Here is a 17,162-nt window from a genome sequence, read left to right on the forward strand (position 1 = left end):
TCATTCGGTCAGAAAGCTGTGGCCCGCGCCGCGTTCGGTCAGGCCAAGATGATGGGCTAGCGTGGCGCCCAGATCGGCAAACCCGACCTGCCCCACGCAGCGCGGCGCAAGGCCGGGGCCGAAGGCCAGCACGGGCACACGTTCGCGCGTGTGGTCGGTGCCGGTCCAACTGGGGTCGTTGCCATGGTCGGCGGTGAAGATCGCCAGATCACCCGGGCGCAGCCGCGCCATGAAGCGCGCAGCCCCCGCGTCGAACCACTCCAGCGCGCGGGCGTATCCGGCAATGTCGCGGCGGTGGCCATAGAGGCTGTCGAACTCGACGAAATTGGCGAAGGTCAGGCTGCCCTCCTCGGCCTCGTCGGCCAGGCGGATCAGATGCTCCATCAGGTCGGCGTCGCCCTTGCCCTTGTGCAGATGGCTGACCCCGCGATGCGAGAAGATATCGCCGATCTTGCCGATCGCATGGGTCACTCGCCCGGCATCGAATGCCCAGTCGAGCAACGTCGGCGCGGGCGGCGCTATGGCAAAGTCACGCCGGTTCGGCGTGCGGGTGAAATGCCCCGGCGCACCCACGAAGGGCCGCGCGATGACCCTGCCCACCTTCATCGCGTGCAAGGCGGGCGCGAGTTCCTTGCACAGCGTCAGCAGTCGCTCAAGGCCGAAGGTCTCTTCATGCGCGGCGATCTGGAACACGCTGTCGGCCGAGGTATAGCAGATCGGCCAGCCCGAGCGCATATGCTCGGCCCCGAGGCGCTCTATGATCGCGGTGCCGGGGGCGTGGCAATTGCCCAGGATCCCCTCGGTTCCGGCCGCTCGGGCCACCTGCGCGATCAGATCCGGAGGAAAGCTGTTCTCCATCTCGGTGAAATAGTGCCAATCCCACGGCACCGGAACGCCCGCCAGTTCCCAATGCCCCGAGGGGGTATCCTTGCCCTTCGACACCTCGGTCGCGGCGCCCCAGATGCCCTTGGGCAGCGCACCAAGCCCCGGCGCCTTGAGGCCCGAGGCAAGCTCGACCGCCGCCCCGAGGCCGAGCGCATCGAGCGCGGGAAGGTTCAGCGGCCCGGTGCGCCCCAGATCGGCACGCCCTGCAGCACAGGCCTGCGCGATATGGCCCACGGTGTTGGCGCCGGTATCGGGGCGGCCTTCGTTGAAGAAACCCGCAGCATCGGGCGCCCCACCGATACCCACGCTGTCCATCACGATCAGGAAAGCGCGCGTCATACCACATCCTCCGGGCCGATGCGTTCGTGGATGAGCGGCGGCTCGTCCGGCATCTTGCTGGTCAGCTCATAGGCGGCCAGAACGGCCTGCACAGCGGCGTCCGCCTTGTCGTCAGTGCTGGCGTGAACCATTGCGATAGGTTCGCCGTGCTGCATCTCCTCGCCGATGACGGCAAGACCCGACAGCCCGACCGAGGGGTTCACGCGATCAGTGCCCACCAGCCGCCCACCACCCAGATGCACGACGGCCTCCCCCAGTGCCCGCACATTGACGCGGGCGACGTAGCCGTCACGCGGACTGGGAACGATACGGAACACCGGGGCCGAAGGCAGCCGGTCGGGGTAACGTTCGACGAAATCCATCGGCCCACCAAGCGCGCCAACCATACGCCCGAAGATCTCGGCCGCGCGACCCGATTCCAGCGCATGGTCGATCAGCGCCGCGCCCTCGTCGAGATTGGCGGCCTTGCCCGCCAGCGTCAGCACCTCGCCGCCAAGCGCCGAGGTCACATCCCACAGCGCCTCGTTCACCGAGGTGCCCGTCAGCGTTTCCATCACCTCGATCACCTCCAGCGCGTTGCCGGCGGAATGGCCGAGGCTCTGGCTCATGTCGGTGATCAGCGCCGAGGTATGGCAGCCCGCGTCATTCGCCGTCCGCACAAGGCTTTGCGCCAGCGCGCGGGCATCCTCGATATCCTCCATGAACGCGCCCGAACCCACCTTCACGTCAAGCACCAGCGCACCAAGCCCTGCCGCCAACTTCTTCGACAGGATCGAGGCTGTGATCAGATCGATCGACTCGACGGTGCCCGAAATGTCGCGAATGCCATAAAGGCGGCGGTCGGCGGGGGCGATTTCGTCCGTCGCGCCAACGATGGCGCAGCCCACGTCCTTGACCACCTGGCGCAGGGCCTCGATCCCCGGCAGCGCGCGATAGCCCGGGATCGCCTCCATCTTGTCGAGCGTTCCGCCGGTGTGCCCCAGCCCGCGCCCCGAGATCATCGGCACATAGACCCCGCAGGCCGCCAGCGCTGGCGCCAGCAGCAGCGAGACGGAATCGCCGATCCCGCCGGTCGAGTGCTTGTCCACCACCGGGCCGGGCAGATCCCAGGTCATGACTTGCCCCGAGTCGCGCATCGCCTCGGTCAGCGCCACCCGGCCATCGGTGCCGATCCCGCGCAGCAGCACGGCCATGGCGAAGGCCCCGGCCTGCGCATCCGAGACCGACCCATCCGCCAGCCCACGCGCAAACCAGCCCGCCGCCTCGGGCGCGAGGCCCTTGCCATCGCGCACCGCCAAGATGACCGAACGCGCGTCCATCAGCACTTGTCCATATGGCTCACATCGAAGCGACCGGGCAGCAATTCGCCGATCGTGGTATCGAGCCGTGCGCCCTCGGTCGTGGCCAGCGTCACCGGAACGTCAGAACGTCCGAACTCGGCCAGTTTCTGACGGCAGCCGCCACAGGGCGGCACCGGCGCGGGGCTGTCTGCGATGACGGCAACTTCGATCAGCTCGGTCTCGCCCGCCGCAATCATCGCGGCAATCGCGCCAGCCTCGGCGCAGGTGCCTTCGGGATAGGCCACATTCTCGACGTTCACGCCCTTATAGATCGTGCCCGAGCGCCCGCGCACCGCCGCACCGACCTTGAAGCGCGAATAGGGCGCGTAGGCGTTCTCGCGCACTTCGCGCGCGGCCTCCAGAAGCGACATCGGCCTTCCCTCCTGCATGATTTGTCCAAGCGGTTCAGTTTTCCCGATCCTGCGCCCTGCGCGGGCGCGATGCAAGCGGGATACAGCCCACACAGCCACACGCCATGGTGATGGCGCTACCAGCCTATTCCCCTACGTCAAAAAATAGTTTAAGGCTAAACCAATTCCATGGGAGGCTTTGATGACCGACGCAAGACACGAAGCGGGACGCCATCCCGCGCTGGACTACCACGAGTACCCCAAACCCGGAAAACTGGAAATCCGGGCGACCAAGCCGCTGGCCAACGGCCGCGACCTGAGTCTTGCCTACTCTCCGGGCGTTGCCGAGGCCTGCCTTGAGATCAAGGCCGATCCGGCCACGGCGGCCCGCTACACCGCACGCGGAAACCTTGTTGCCGTGGTCACCAACGGCACGGCCGTACTGGGCCTTGGCAATATCGGCGCGCTGGCCTCCAAGCCCGTCATGGAGGGCAAGGCCGTCCTGTTCAAGAAGTTCGCCAATATCGACTGCTTCGATATCGAACTGGACCAGCCCGATCCCGAAAAGCTGGCCGAGATCGTCTGCGCGATGGAACCCTCCTTCGGCGCGATCAACCTTGAGGACATCAAGGCCCCCGACTGCTTCATCGTCGAAAAGATCTGCCGCGAGCGGATGAATATTCCGGTCTTCCACGACGACCAGCACGGCACCGCCATCGTGGTGGGCGCGGCGGCGACCAACGCGCTGCGGATCGCGGGCAAGAAGTTCGACGAGATCAAGATCGTCTCGACCGGCGGCGGTGCGGCTGGCATCGCCTGCCTCAACATGCTGCTCAAGCTGGGCGTCAAGCGCGAGAACGTCTGGCTGTGCGACATCCACGGCCTCGTGTACGAAGGCCGCGAAGTGGACATGAACCCGCAAAAGGCCGCCTATGCCCAGGCGACCGATCTGCGCACGCTCGACCAGGTAGCCGAGGGCGCTGACATGTTCCTGGGCCTCTCCGGCCCCGGCGTGCTGACCAAGGAGATGGTCGCCAAGATGAGCGATCGCCCGATCATCTTCGCGCTGGCCAACCCCACCCCCGAGATCCTGCCCGACCAGGTGCGCGAAGTTGCCCCCGAGGCGATCATCGCCACGGGGCGTTCGGACTTCCCCAACCAGGTCAATAACGTGCTGTGCTTCCCCTTCATCTTCCGGGGCGCATTGGACGTGGGCGCGACGACCATCAACGACGAGATGCAGCTGGCCTGTATCGAGGGGATCGCGGCGCTTGCCCGCGCCACCACCTCGGCCGAAGCCGCCGCCGCCTATCGCGGCGAAAAGCTGACCTTCGGTGCGGATTACCTGATCCCGAAGCCGTTCGACCCGCGCCTGATCGGCGTCGTGGCCTCGGCCGTGGCCAAGGCCGCGATGGAGACCGGCGTCGCCACCCGCCCGATCGAGGATCTGTCGGCCTACAAGCGCAAGCTCGATGGTTCGGTCTTCAAGTCGGCCCTGCTCATGCGCCCGGTCTTCGAGGCCGCTGCCACGGCGACGCGCCGCATCCTCTTCACCGAGGGCGAGGACGAACGCGTCCTGCGCGCCGCGAATGCGATGATGGAGGAAACCACCGACCGCCCGATCCTGATCGGTCGCCCGGAGGTCATCGAGCGCCGCTGCGAACGCGCCGGCCTGCCGCTCAAGCTCTCGGAGCTAGAGATCGTGAACCCCGAGAACGATCCGCGCTACCGCGATTACTGGGAAACCTACCACCATCTGATGGCGCGGCGCGGCGTGACGCCCGATCTGGCGCGCGCGATCATGCGCACCAACACCACCGCCATCGGCGCGGTCGCGGTCCATCGCGGCGACGCCGACAGCATGATCTGCGGCACCTTCGGGCAGTATCTGTGGCACCTCAACTACATCAGCCAGGTGCTGGCGCATGACGGGCTGCACCCGGTCGGCGCGCTCAGCCTGATGATCCTTGAGGACGGGCCGCTGTTCATCGCCGACACCCATGTGCACCACGAGCCGACCCCGGCGGAGATCACCGAAACCGTGATGGGCGCCGCGCGTCATGTGCGCCGCTTCGGCCTGACGCCCAAGATCGCGCTGTGCTCGCACAGCCAGTTCGGCAACCTCGACACCGACTCGGCCCGCCGGATGCGCGCCGCGCTTGAGATGCTCGACGCAGCCGAGCCCGATTTCATCTATGAGGGCGAAATGCACCTGGACGCCGCGCTCGATCCCGCCATCCGGGGTCGCCTGCTGCCCGACAGCCGCCTGCAAGGCACCGCCAATGTTCTGGTCTTCGCCAATACCGACGCGGCCTCTGGCGTGCGCAACATCCTCAAGGCCAAGGCCGGCGGGCTTGAGGTTGGCCCGCTTCTGATGGGCATGGGCAACAAAGCGCATATCGTTACGCCTTCGATCACCGCGCGCGGCCTGCTGAACATGTCCGCCATCGCCGGTACACCGGTCGCGCATTACAGCTGACACAGGGACGGGCGGAGACATCCGCCCGCCCTGCAAACTTCGCAAATTTGCAAAGCCGCCACCAGACACACACACGTCTGCATAGATAAAACGGCTTTGCAAAAATTTGCCACCTGAATCGGCACGATTCTGCAAATTTTTTTCACCTTCACATTATGACGGGCGGTAACATTCTTGCTCGAATCTTTCAGGCTGCCTAACAAGCTCTCAAGCTTGGAGGAGGCATACTATGGGATACAAAGAGATCTACTCTGCCTGGAAGGCCGACCCGAACGGGTTCTGGATGCAGGCAGCCGAGGGCATCGACTGGGTCGAGCAACCCTCGAAGGCACTGTTCGCCGAGAACGCTCCGCTCTACGAGTGGTTCTCGGACGGCATGGTCAACACCTGCTGGAACGCGGTTGACCGCCATGTGCTGGCGGGTCGCGGCGATCAGATCGCAATCCAGCACGAAAGCCCGATCACCCATTCGACCAAGGGCATCACCTACAAGGAACTGCAAACCCGCGTGGCCTCGCTGGCGGGCGCGCTGCGGATGCGCGGCGTCGAGAAAGGTGACCGCGTCATCATCTACATGCCGATGATCCCCGAAGCGCTGGAAGCGATGCTGGCCTGTGCGCGCCTTGGCGCGATCCACTCGGTCGTGTTTGGCGGCTTTGCCGCGAACGAACTTGCGGTGCGTATCGACGACTGCAAACCCAAGGCAATCATCGCGGCTTCCTGCGGGCTCGAGCCGAACCGCGTGGTGCACTACAAGCCGCTGCTCGACTCGGCGATCGAACAGGCCCAGCACAAGCCCGAGTTCTGCGTCATCTTCCAGCGCGAGCAGGAAGTGGCCAAGCTGATCGAGGGCCGCGACTTCAACTGGCACGGCTTCCAGTATGGCGTGAAGCCCGCCGACTGCGTTCCGGTCGAGGGCAACCACCCCGCCTATATCCTCTACACCTCGGGCACCACGGGCCAGCCCAAGGGCGTCGTGCGCCACACCGGCGGGCACCTTGTCGCGCTGAACTGGACGATGAAGGCGATCTACAACATCGAGGCGGGCGACCGCTTCTGGGCCGCCTCGGACGTGGGTTGGGTCGTGGGTCACTCCTACATCTGCTACGGCCCGCTGATCGCCGGTGCGACCACCGTCGTCTTCGAAGGCAAGCCGGTCGGCACGCCGCATCCGGGCGTCTTCTGGCGCATCATCCAGAACCACCGCATCAAGTCGTTCTTCACCGCCCCCACCGCGCTGCGCGCGATCAAGCGCGAAGACCCGACCGGCGAGTGGATCAAGCGCTACAAGCTGCATGACCTTCAGGCCCTGTTCCTGGCCGGCGAGCGCGCCGACCCCGACACCGTGAAATGGGCGCAGCAGCACCTCGGCGTGCCGGTGGTCGACCACTGGTGGCAGACCGAGACCGGCTGGGCTATCGCCGCGAACCCGATCGGGCTTGAAGTGCTGCCGACCAAGGTGGGTTCGCCCTCGGTGCCGATGCCGGGCTATGACGTGCAGGTCCTCGACGAGGGCGGCCATCCGCTCAAGGCGGGCGAGCTGGGCGCCATCGCGATCAAGCTGCCGCTGCCTCCGGGCACGCTGCCCACGCTGTGGAACGCCGAGCCGCGCTTCAAGAAGAGCTACCTCGAGCATTTCCCCGGTTACTACGAGACGGGCGACGCGGGCTACATGGACGAGGACGGCTACCTCTACATCATGGCGCGCACCGATGACGTCATCAACGTCGCGGGCCACCGCCTCTCGACCGGCGCGATGGAAGAGGTTCTGGCCTCGCACCCCGATGTCGCCGAATGCGCGGTGATCGGTATTGCCGACGACCTCAAGGGCCAGCAGCCGCTTGGCTTCCTGTGCCTCAACAAGGGCTGCGATCGCGACCACAAGACCATCGTCAAGGAATGCGTGGGCCTCGTGCGTGACCAGATCGGCCCGGTTGCGGCCTTCAAGCTGGCCACCGTTGTGGATCGCCTGCCCAAGACCCGCTCGGGCAAGATCCTGCGTGCGACCATGGTCAAGATTGCCGATGGCGAAGACTACAAGATGCCCGCGACGATCGACGATCCGGCGATCCTAGACGAGATCACCGAGGCGCTGAAAGCCCTCGGCTTCCCGGCAGCGAAGTAAGACGAAGAAGGGGGCCGATCATCGGCCCCCTTTGCATTTGCCTGGACTGTCAGGCGAATTGTTCGCGCATCAGGCGCTCTTCCAGCCCGTGCCCCGGATCGAACAGGATACGGTGGGCGACCTTGGGTTCGGAACGGATTTCGACCGATTTCACCGGCTTGACCGAACGCGAATCCGCATCCGCCATCACCGGGCGCTTGTCGGGCTCAAGCACATCGAACCGCACCACCGCCGAAGCGGGCAGGATCGCGCCGCGCCAGCGCCGTGGCCGGAACGAGGCGATGCCGGTCAGTGCAAGCACTTCGGAACCGATGGGCAGGATCGGACCATAGGCCGAGTAGTTGTAGGCCGTGGACCCGGCGGGGGTCGATAGGATCGCACCATCGCAAACCAGCTCGTCCATCCGCACCTTGCCGTTGATCGAGATCTTCAGCTTGGCCGCCTGCGGGCCCGCGCGCAGCAGCGCAACCTCATTGATTGCCAGCTCCTCATGCACGACACCATCCACCGTGACCGCGCGCATCGCAAGCGGGTGGATCACCGCCTCTTCGGCGGCGGCCAGCCGGTCAGGCAGCTCATCAGGGGCGTAATCGTTCATCAGAAAGCCCACCGTGCCGCGGTTCATCCCGTAAACCGGCAGCCCCGTGCCCGCATGCAGGGTCTGGAGCATGAACCCGTCGCCGCCCAAAGCCACGATCACATCGGCCGCATAGCGCGGCACCTGCCCGTAGCGCCCGGTCAGTTCGACCAGCGCCTCTTGCGCGATCTCGCTGTTCGATGCGGCGAAATGGATGTGGTTGGGCCTGTTCACGCGCGTTTTCCCTGTTTCTGGAAAAGGTGTGACAAGCGACGATCGGAAACACAAGCACCAATGCCGCCCCAAATTGCCGCGCCAAAATGGCTTTTGGTCGCTTTGGACGCTTCCGAAGCCTTTCTTTCTGCGATAAACGACCGGCAAACTTCCCCATAGGAGACGTCCATGACCGATCAACGCGATGCCGGCTTCTTCACCGAAAGCCTCGCCACCCGTGACCCGGAGCTGTTCAACTCGATCACCGACGAGCTTGGCCGCCAGCGCGACGAGATCGAGCTGATCGCTTCCGAAAACATCGTCTCGAAGGCGGTGATGGAGGCCCAGGGCTCGGTGATGACCAACAAATACGCCGAGGGCTATCCGGGCAAGCGTTACTACGGCGGCTGCCAGTTCGTGGACGTGGCGGAAAACCTGGCCATCGACCGCGCGAAGGCGCTGTTCGGCTGTGAATTCGCCAACGTGCAGCCGAACTCGGGCTCGCAGGCGAACCAGGGCGTGTTCAACGCGCTTCTGAAGCCCGGCGACACCATTCTGGGCATGAACCTCGCCTCGGGCGGTCACCTGACCCACGGCGCGGCCCCGAACCAGTCGGGCAAGTGGTTCAACGCCGTGCAATATGGCGTGCGCCAGCAGGACAACCGCATCGATTACGATGAGGTCGCCGCCCTCGCCAAGGAACACCAGCCCAAGCTGATCATCGCGGGCGGCTCGGCCATTCCGCGCCAGATCGACTTCGCCAAGTTCCGTGAAATCGCGGATTCGGTCGGCGCCTTCCTGATGGTGGACATGGCGCACTTTGCGGGCCTCGTGGCTGGCGGCGCGCATCCCTCGCCCTTCCCCTATGCGGATGTGGCCACCACCACCACCCACAAGACCCTGCGCGGCCCGCGCGGCGGCATGATCCTGACCAACAGCGAAGAGATTGCGAAGAAGGTCAACTCGGCCATCTTCCCGGGCATCCAGGGCGGTCCGCTGATGCACGTTATCGCCGCCAAGGCCGTCGCCTTCGGCGAGGCCCTGCGCCCCGAGTTCAAGGTCTACGCCAAGCAGGTCATCGCCAACGCGCAGGCGCTGGCGGATGAGCTGATGAAGGGTGGCCTCGACATCGTCACCGGCGGCACCGACACCCACGTGATGCTGGTGGACCTGCGCCCGAAAGGCGTGAAGGGGAACGCGACCGACAAGGCGCTTGGCCGCGCGCATATCACCTGCAACAAGAACGGCATCCCGTTCGACCCGGAAAAGCCGACCGTGACCTCGGGCATCCGTCTGGGCACCCCGGCGGGCACCACCCGCGGCTTCGGCGAGGCCGAGTTCCGCCAGATCGGCCGCATGATCATCAAGGTCGTCGATGGTCTCGCCGCCAATGGCGAAGAGAACAACGACGCGGTCGAGGCCGAGGTCCGCAAGGAAGTGGCCGAACTCTGCGCCAAGTTCCCGCTCTATCCGGGCATGTGATCGAAGCGATCAGATTCCGAAAGGGCCCCTTCCGGGGCCCTTTTTATTTCAGCCACAGCGCCAGCGCACCAAGCGCCGCCGCCATCAGCACAACCCCAAAAACCGTCGAGGTGATCGCATCGCGCGCCCGCCCCCAGAAACGCCGCCCGGCGTTCAGATGCTCCAGATAATGCGCGCTGGTGTCATAGGCGGTCTGAAGCGCATCGAGGTCGAGATGGCGCACCATCTTGGGCGAGGCCGCCACCCCCTCGGCCGTCGCCAGAACACGCACCGCCTGCCGGATACGGCGCGGCAGCGCCCGTGCGCGGCTGTCGAGCCGCTGCGACAGGCTATGCCCCGTCGCCCCCAGCCGGTCGGCCAGAAGCTCGGAGATATGCGCGATCATGGTCTGGACCTGTGCTGGCGTCATCTGATCCCCTTCCCGCTCAGGCTAACCCCGCGACAAGACCTCTGGAAGAGGCCACGCGTTCGGGTTAGCAAAGACATATGTTGAACCTGCAGATTCATGGCTCGCCGACCGAGCACCCGCCGCTTCTGATCGTGCATGGGCTTTACGGCTCGGCGCGCAACTGGGGCGTGATCGCAAAGCATCTCTCGGCGGACCGCGAAGTTATCGCCGTGGATCAACGTAACCATGGCGACAGCTACTGGACGGAAAGCCACACCTACGAGGATATGGCCGCCGACCTCGCGCATGTGATCGACGAGCACGGCGGGCGCGCCGATGTGCTTGGGCATTCGATGGGCGGCAAGGCCGCGATGCAACTGGCGCTGACCCGGCCCGAGATGGTGCGCAAACTGGTCGTTGCCGATATGGCGCCGGTCAACTACAGCCACGGCCCCGCGCATCTGGCGCTGCAACAGGCGATGAAGGTTCTGCATGTCGAGGATCTCACGCTACGCTCCGAGGCCGACAAGCGGCTGGCCCAAGCGATCCCCGATCCCGCAACCCGCGCCTTCCTGCTGCAATCGCTCGATCTCAAGGCGACGCCGCCGCGCTGGAAGCTGAACCTCGATATTCTGGGCGCCGAGATGGACACGATCCTCGGCTGGCCGGGCACCTCGGGTATTTTCGAAGGCCCGGCACTGTTCGTGTCTGGGGCCTTGTCGAATTACGTCAAGCCCGAGTATCACCCCGCCATTCTGGCGCAATTCCCGCAGGCCGAGTTCGCGCAGATCGAGAACGCGGGGCATTGGCTGCACGCCGAACAACCCCGCGCCTTTGAAGCCGTCGTGGCCGCCTTCCTCGGTTGAGGATCAGGCCTCCGGACGCTTCATCCGCTCCATCAGGTTCGTCTTGAGGACGAACTGATGATAAAGCGCGCCGACCACATGCAGGCCGATCAGCACGAACAGAACGCCGGTCAGCGCCTCATGCACTTCGGCCGCGCCGCGGCTGCCAAGAAACCAGGCCGCGCCGCCGGCGGGCACCAGAACGATCATCAGCAGATAAAGCCCGCCATGTGTCAGCTTCGCCAGCAGTTGAAGCGGCGGCGCCTCTTCGGCGGGCGGCGGTGGCGCGCCACGGGTCTTGCGCAGCACGAGCCGCCACAGAACCAGAACAAAGATCGCGATGCCGCCAAAGACATGCGCCGCGACAAGCGGATTGAAGCCCACTTCCTCGCCGCGTGTGGCCGCGCGGAATGCGTCGCCAATCGCGTCATTCAGCAGGAACTGCGCCGCGATCAGCAGCGCTACGATCCAGTGCAACGCGATCTGCGTCGCGGAATAGCCTTTTACCTCAGCCATTTGAGTCGCCTCCATTCACGGGCATAATGCCGGTCGATCATTGAACGGAGCAGGCCGGGAGTTCCGGCGCTGGTCAAGCGTTCTCGTTGATCTGCTTCGCGATGATCCATGCGATGGGAACGGCAACGACAAAGCCGATCGCGGCCGAATAGATCATCGTCATCGTGTCGAACTTGTTCATCGTCAGCGCGGCGGTGATGATGATGCCGGCAAGCGTGGGTCCGGCGAGAGCATAGATAATGCCGAAAAGACGGAACATAAGAGCCTCCATAAGCGCGCGTTTCATATATTGATGAATCACGTTTCGTGCATGCGAACTTTGATCTGAGTCAGCTGCACTGACTGGTCGTCCGCGGCAGTCGGTCGCAGGCGCACCGCGATATCAAGTGCTTAACAATCCATCAGGTAGCGCGCCTCGCCGCTGTCCCCGGGCAGAGAGGGCGAACGCGCATATCCGCCAAGCGGCCCCGCGACCCGGCAGCCGGTGACCGATTCCGCTGCTTCGATCAGCCCTGCCCGTGCCCGGTCGTGATGCTGCCGTTTGATGGTATCCAGGCGGATCACCTCGACCGCGTCACCCTTGGCGAAGACCGCGTAGCGTAGCCCCTGCGCCATCACTTCGTGGCGCGCGGCGCCAAAGAACCGCGGCGCGGGCGAGGCTCCGCAGCCCCCCACAAGCACCATGGCCAGGATCCAGATAGACACGCGCCGCATAAGCCCTCCGTTTGGGGTATGCTGCCGGATCGAGGTTAATGAAGCCTTAACCGGAATGTTAATCGCGGTCAGGCGCGAAAGCCGGACCCATCTCGCTCAACCGGGCGAGGTTGCTAGAGGTGTAACGGCCGATTTCGCGCATTCCGGCCTGCATCGCCTTGCCCGCCCCTTCGCCGCGCAGCACCGCGCAGGTTGCCGCCTCGACGGCCTCGGCGGTGGCTTGCGGCTTTTCGGCGATCATCCGCAGCACTTCGGAATTGGGCGTTCCCCAGAGCCCTGCCATCCCCGCCAGTCGCAGCGCGATGATGGTCTGCGCCTCCACTCCGATGCGGGCGGCCTGAAGGGTCAGCGAGAACGGGGAGAGTGGGTCAAAGAACATTCGAAGCTTTCTGTTGTACCGGTGCGAACCGGCCATTTCGCGCCCCGAAACAAAATCAGATCGCATTCCCAAGCGTTTATGGGTGCATTCCGGCGCCGTAGGAAGGGCGAAAAACGCATGGCTCCCTTGCTTCGACCGCTCGATGGTGTTGCAAAAACCTCAGTCGCCAATCCCCTTTGTGCGCTCAGGCACAGACCGTGCTGGCTATCGTGCTTGATTTCCGATCTCTCTCCACCAAATCCTGACCTAATGGTAATTGACTTTTCAGCCCCATTCTGAACTCACTCGTTCAGAAATTTTCCTGCCCTTACGGCAAGCCAATAGACACTGCGCGTTCCGGAGTTCTCATGATCAAGCGCCTTATCATCGCCATTTTGCTGCTTGGTCTCGTCGGTGGCGGGATCGTCGGTTTCAACCTTTTCCGCTCGAAAATGATCGCGCAGTTCTTTGCCACCATGGCGCCGGCGCCGCTGCCGGTGACCGTGACCGAGGTTGTGCCGATAAACTGGATGCCTGGGATCGCGGCCATCGGCACCGCCAATGCCGCGCAGGGCACCGATCTGGCCGTGGAAGCCGCGGGCGTGGTGCGTGAGGTTCGGTTTGCCGCCAACGATCGGGTCGAGAAGGGGCAGGTTCTGGTTCAGATCGATGACCGAGAGGAGCGCGCAGATCTGGACGCCGCCAAGGCCGCGCTGAATCTGGCCGAGATCACGCTCAAGCGCGCGCAGGAACTGCTAGAGCGCGGCGTTTCGGCCACGACCACGCTCGACACTGCCGAGGCCGAGGCAATCGCGGCCCGCTCCAACGTCGCCAAGCTGGCGGCCGCGCTTGAGACCAAGCAGCTGACCGCCCCGTTCGGCGGCACCATCGGCATCCCGCAGATCGAGATCGGCCAGTTCGTCACCGCCGGAACCACCTATGCGACCTTGCAGGATCGCAGCCATATGCGTGTCGATTTCTCGCTGTCGGAGCAGCAGGCCGGGATGGTCAAGGCCGGGCTTCCGGTCACCGTAACCTCGGAAGTCGGCGATCTGACCCTGACCGGCTCTGTCGTGGGGATCGAGCCCAAGATCGACCCGAACTCGCGCCTCGTGACGATCCGCGCGGACGTGCCCAACGCGGCCGATCAGCTGACGCCGGGCCAGTTCCTTCAGGTGCGTGTCGACCTTCCGGCCGAGGATGGCGTGATCGCCCTGCCGCAGACGGTGGTTTCCTCAACCCTCTACGGCGATTCCGTCTTCGTCGTGCGCGCGGAGCAGACCGAGGGCGCCGAGCCGTCGCTGGTCGTGCGTCAGGTCTTCGTAAAACTGGGTCGGCGCAGTGCCGATCTGGTCGAGATCTCGGAGGGGCTTGCCGTCGGCGACAAGGTCGTCAACGCCGGGCAGAACCGCCTCAGCTCGGGCGCGCCGGTCACGCTGGCCGACGCCCCGGCCGGCAACTGAGAGGCGCACGATGCATTTCACCGAGATCTTCATTCGCCGGCCCGTGCTTTCGACCGTGGTCGGCGCCTTCATGCTGCTGTTGGGCATTCAGGCGTTCTTCACCCTGCCCGTGCGTCAATACCCCGAGGTGGACGAAACCGTGGTGACGATCACCACCGTCTACCCCGGCGCCGCGCCCGAGCTTATCCAGGGCTTCATCACCGCGCCCATCGCGGCTGCGGTCGCGACGACCGAGAATATCGACTATGTGACCTCCTCTTCGCGCCCTTCGGCATCGGTCGTGTCGGTGAACATGAAGCTGGGCGCCAATCCTGACGTGGCCTTGACCGAGGTTCTGGCCAAGGTGCAGCAGGTGCGCAGCGTGCTGCCCTCGGATGCCGAGGATCCGGTCATCGTCAAGGGCACGGGCCAGGCCTTCGCGCTGATGTATCTTGCGGCGATCAACCCGAACATGACCGCCGAGCAGTTGACCGAATACCTCGAGCGCGTCATCCGGCCGCAGATGTCCACCATCCCCGGTGTGGCCGAAATCGAGGTGATCGGCGCCTCGAACTACGCCATGCGGGTCTGGATCGACCCCAACAAGCTGGCCGCGCGCGGCGTGACCGCCGCCGAGGTTCTGGGCGCGATCCAGGCGTCGAACTTCCTTTCGGCCCCGGGCAAGACCGAGAATGAATACTTCACGCAGTCGATCACGCTGAAATCGACCCTGCAAACCCCCGAGGCCTTCGGCGCCCTGCCGATCCGCGCGGATGGCGATGCGGTCGTGCGGCTCCGCGATGTGGCGCAGGTCGAACTGGCCTCGGATGGCGAGGGCGAAATCGTGACCTTCGACGGTCAGGGCGGCACCTTCATCGGCATCTACCCGACGCCCTCTGCCAACCCGCTCGATACGGCCGCCGCCGTCGTGGCCGAATTGCCCGCGATCAACGACACCCTGCCCGAGGGGATGGAGATCGAGCTGGTCTACGACTCGACCGAGACCATCTCGGCTTCGATCGAGGAAGTGTTCAAGACCATCGGCGAGGCCGTCGTGATCGTGGTCATCGTGATCTTGCTGTTCCTCGGCTCGGTACGCTCGGTGCTGATGCCGCTGGTCACCATTCCGCTGTCGCTCATCGGTGTGATGGCCGTGCTGCTGGCGCTTGGCTATTCAATCAACCTGCTGACGCTGCTGGCCATGGTGCTGGCCATCGGACTTGTGGTCGATGACGCCATCGTCGTGGTCGAGAACATCCACCGCCACATCGAGGACGGCATGAAGCCGATCCCCGCCGCCGTGCAGGGGATGAAGGAAATCACCGGCCCCGTGATCGCCATGACCATCACGCTGGCCGCCGTGCTTTCCCCGCTGGCCTTTACCGGCGGGCTGACCGGCGCGCTGTTCAAGGAATTCGCCTTCACCCTCGCCGGATCGGTGATCCTGTCGGGTGTGATCGCGCTGACCATCACGCCGATGATGTCGGGCCGCATCCTGACCTCGGGGCACGCCAAGGGCTTTCAAGCCTGGGTGGATCGCACTTTCGAGCGCATCGCCGGCTGGTACGAGCGCCGCGTGGACGGCTCGCTCAGCTATCGCTCGATCACCGTGCTGGTGGTCAGCGTTCTTGTCGGCGTGATGGGTTTCATGTTCATCAACACCTCGACCGAGCTTGCCCCAGACGAGGATCAGGGCGCGCTTTTCGCGATCCTGAACGGGCCGCGCTACGCGACCTCGGATTACACCTCGAAATATATCGAGGAGGTTGGCGCGCTGACCGACAGTATCCCCGAGGTGCGCACAAAGTTCTCGGTCGCCGGCTTCGGCGGGGACGATGCGCAGGGGATCTATATCTGGGCGCTCAAGGACTGGTCCGAGCGTGACCGCTCGCAGGCCGAGATTCAGGCGGAGATTCAGGCCGCGCTGGATCAATCGACCGGGTTGCAGGGCTTTGCCTTCGCCCCGCCCACCCTGCCCGGCTCGGGCGGCGGACTGCCGATTTCGGTCGTGCTTCAATCGATCCATCCGGCGGACCGCGTGGCCGAGGTGGCCGAGCAAATCCGCCTCAAGGCACAAGCCAGCGGCAAGTTCATCGTCGTGCAGAACTCGCTCAGCTTCGACGCCCCCGAGGTGCGCGTGACGATCGACCGCGATCGCGCGGCCTCGCTCAACGTTTCGGTCTCGGATATCGGCACCACGCTGGGGCTGCTTGTCGGTGGCGGCTCGGTCGCGCAGTTCGACCGCGATTCGAACAGCTATGACATCATCACCCAGGTCCCGCAGGAGTTCCGCTCCAACCCCGAACAGCTTGGCAGCTACTTCGTGCGCGCCTCAGCGGGCGACATGGTGCCGCTATCCTCGGTGGTGACGATCGAGACCGGCGTGCGCGCCGCCGCGATCGAGCAGTTCAACCAGCTCAACTCTGCCACGCTTTCGGCCCTGCCGCTGCCCGGTGTCTCAACCGGCGACGGTCTGGCCGAGATCGTCGGCATCGCCAAGGAGGCCATGCCCGAGGGCTTCTTCCTCGACTATTCGGGCCAGTCACGGCTTGAGGTCACGCAGGGCAACACGATCCTGCTGGCCTTCGGCGCGGCGGTGCTGGTGATCTACCTGGTGCTGGCGGCCCAGTTCGAGAGCCTGCGCGACCCGTTCATCATCATGATGTCGGTGCCGCTGACCATTTTCGGTGCAGTTCTGCCGCTCAACCTCGGGCTTGGAACGCTGAACATCTACAGCCAAGTGGGTCTGATCACGCTGGTCGGGCTGATCACCAAGCATGGCATCCTGATGGTCGAATTCGCCAACCAGCAGCGCGAGGAGCACGGCGCCACCCGCCGCGCGGCCATCGTCGCCGCCGCACGCACCCGACTGCGCCCGATCCTGATGACCACCGCCGCGATGGCGCTTGCGGTGATCCCGCTGGTCATCGCCGAGGGGGCAGGCGCTGCAGCGCGTCAGGCCATGGGGATCGTTATGTTCTCCGGGCTGATCATCGGCACGATGTTCACGCTGTTCGTGGTGCCGATGTTCTACAGCTTCATCGCGCCCTCCGACAAAGCCATGCGCACGGCGCGCGAAAAGCGCATCGCGGCAGGATAAGGACGAAGG

15 protein-coding genes are annotated in these 17,162 nt (G+C 64.8%); 6 read left to right on the forward strand and 9 right to left on the reverse strand.

Annotation, left to right across the window (positions count from 1 at the left end; translation table 11 throughout):
• From N3C64_RS04845 to N3C64_RS04855, 3 genes are read right to left on the reverse strand one after another with little or no spacing between them, the layout of a single operon-like run.
• Complete coding sequence (locus N3C64_RS04845; protein ID WP_260012427.1) at positions 1-1,224, reverse strand: phosphopentomutase; 1,224 nt, start codon at positions 1,222-1,224, stop codon at positions 1-3.
• Positions 1,221-2,543, reverse strand: a complete 1,323-nt coding sequence (locus tag N3C64_RS04850) for a thymidine phosphorylase (RefSeq protein WP_260012429.1) — start codon at positions 2,541-2,543, stop codon at positions 1,221-1,223. The genes N3C64_RS04845 and N3C64_RS04850 overlap by 4 nt, the downstream gene beginning before the upstream one ends.
• Entirely contained in the window at positions 2,543-2,935 is a 393-nt protein-coding gene (locus tag N3C64_RS04855) for a cytidine deaminase (RefSeq protein ID WP_260012431.1), read from the reverse strand. Before N3C64_RS04855 ends, N3C64_RS04850 begins: the two co-directional genes overlap by 1 nt.
• A gap of 181 nt (positions 2,936-3,116) precedes the next feature.
• Here N3C64_RS04855 and N3C64_RS04860 point away from each other — a divergent pair, with 181 nt between their 5' ends.
• Both N3C64_RS04860 and N3C64_RS04865 read left to right on the forward strand, forming a co-directional pair.
• Positions 3,117-5,393, forward strand: coding sequence for an NADP-dependent malic enzyme (locus N3C64_RS04860; protein ID WP_260012433.1), 2,277 nt, complete (start codon positions 3,117-3,119; stop codon positions 5,391-5,393).
• A gap of 229 nt (positions 5,394-5,622) precedes the next feature.
• On the forward strand, positions 5,623-7,518 hold the full coding sequence (locus N3C64_RS04865) for a propionyl-CoA synthetase (RefSeq protein WP_260012436.1): 1,896 nt from the start codon (positions 5,623-5,625) through the stop codon (positions 7,516-7,518).
• A gap of 49 nt (positions 7,519-7,567) precedes the next feature.
• Here N3C64_RS04865 and N3C64_RS04870 read toward each other — a convergent pair whose 3' ends face one another.
• The gene (locus tag N3C64_RS04870) at positions 7,568-8,329 is read right to left on the reverse strand and encodes an NAD kinase (protein ID WP_218628670.1); all 762 of its coding nucleotides are present in this window, start codon (positions 8,327-8,329) and stop codon (positions 7,568-7,570) included.
• Between the two features lie 168 nt (positions 8,330-8,497).
• On the opposite strand from N3C64_RS04870, the gene glyA reads away from it, so the two are divergent.
• Positions 8,498-9,790, forward strand: coding sequence for a serine hydroxymethyltransferase (gene glyA, locus N3C64_RS04875; protein ID WP_218628671.1), 1,293 nt, complete (start codon positions 8,498-8,500; stop codon positions 9,788-9,790).
• Between the two features lie 43 nt (positions 9,791-9,833).
• Here glyA and N3C64_RS04880 read toward each other — a convergent pair whose 3' ends face one another.
• Positions 9,834-10,199 carry a hypothetical protein gene (locus N3C64_RS04880; protein WP_260012440.1) on the reverse strand — a complete coding sequence of 122 codons (366 nt, stop codon included), beginning with the start codon at positions 10,197-10,199 and terminating at the stop codon, positions 9,834-9,836.
• 77 nt (positions 10,200-10,276) lie between these two features.
• Here N3C64_RS04880 and N3C64_RS04885 point away from each other — a divergent pair, with 77 nt between their 5' ends.
• On the forward strand, positions 10,277-11,044 hold the full coding sequence (locus N3C64_RS04885; RefSeq protein WP_260012443.1) for an alpha/beta fold hydrolase: 768 nt from the start codon (positions 10,277-10,279) through the stop codon (positions 11,042-11,044).
• Positions 11,045-11,047: 3 nt separating this feature from the next.
• Here the strand turns inward: N3C64_RS04885 and N3C64_RS04890 are convergent, their stop codons facing one another.
• The 4 genes from N3C64_RS04890 to N3C64_RS04905 all read right to left on the reverse strand — a co-directional run bounded on the left by N3C64_RS04890 (position 11,048) and on the right by N3C64_RS04905 (position 12,632).
• Positions 11,048-11,539: a cytochrome b gene (locus N3C64_RS04890; RefSeq protein ID WP_260012449.1), complete on the reverse strand. Its 492-nt coding sequence runs from the start codon at positions 11,537-11,539 to the stop codon at positions 11,048-11,050.
• 73 nt (positions 11,540-11,612) lie between these two features.
• A complete protein-coding gene (locus N3C64_RS04895; RefSeq protein WP_218628675.1) occupies positions 11,613-11,798 on the reverse strand; it encodes a CTP synthetase in 186 nt (61 codons plus the stop codon).
• A 131-nt stretch (positions 11,799-11,929) separates the two neighbouring features.
• The gene (locus tag N3C64_RS04900) at positions 11,930-12,253 is read right to left on the reverse strand and encodes a hypothetical protein (RefSeq protein ID WP_260012451.1); all 324 of its coding nucleotides are present in this window, start codon (positions 12,251-12,253) and stop codon (positions 11,930-11,932) included.
• Between the two features lie 58 nt (positions 12,254-12,311).
• Positions 12,312-12,632, reverse strand: a complete 321-nt coding sequence (locus N3C64_RS04905) for a hypothetical protein (protein WP_260012453.1) — start codon at positions 12,630-12,632, stop codon at positions 12,312-12,314.
• A gap of 347 nt (positions 12,633-12,979) precedes the next feature.
• Between N3C64_RS04905 and N3C64_RS04910 the strand changes: the two genes are divergently transcribed.
• Positions 12,980-14,074: an efflux RND transporter periplasmic adaptor subunit gene (locus N3C64_RS04910; RefSeq protein WP_260012466.1), complete on the forward strand. Its 1,095-nt coding sequence runs from the start codon at positions 12,980-12,982 to the stop codon at positions 14,072-14,074.
• Positions 14,075-14,084: 10 nt separating this feature from the next.
• Positions 14,085-17,153, forward strand: a complete 3,069-nt coding sequence (locus tag N3C64_RS04915; protein WP_260012469.1) for an efflux RND transporter permease subunit — start codon at positions 14,085-14,087, stop codon at positions 17,151-17,153.
• The last annotated feature ends 9 nt before the right edge of the window (positions 17,154-17,162 follow it).

This window comes from Sedimentimonas flavescens, from assembly GCF_025154035.1.
Taxonomy (GTDB): Bacteria; Pseudomonadota; Alphaproteobacteria; order Rhodobacterales; family Rhodobacteraceae; genus Rhodobacter; species Rhodobacter flavescens.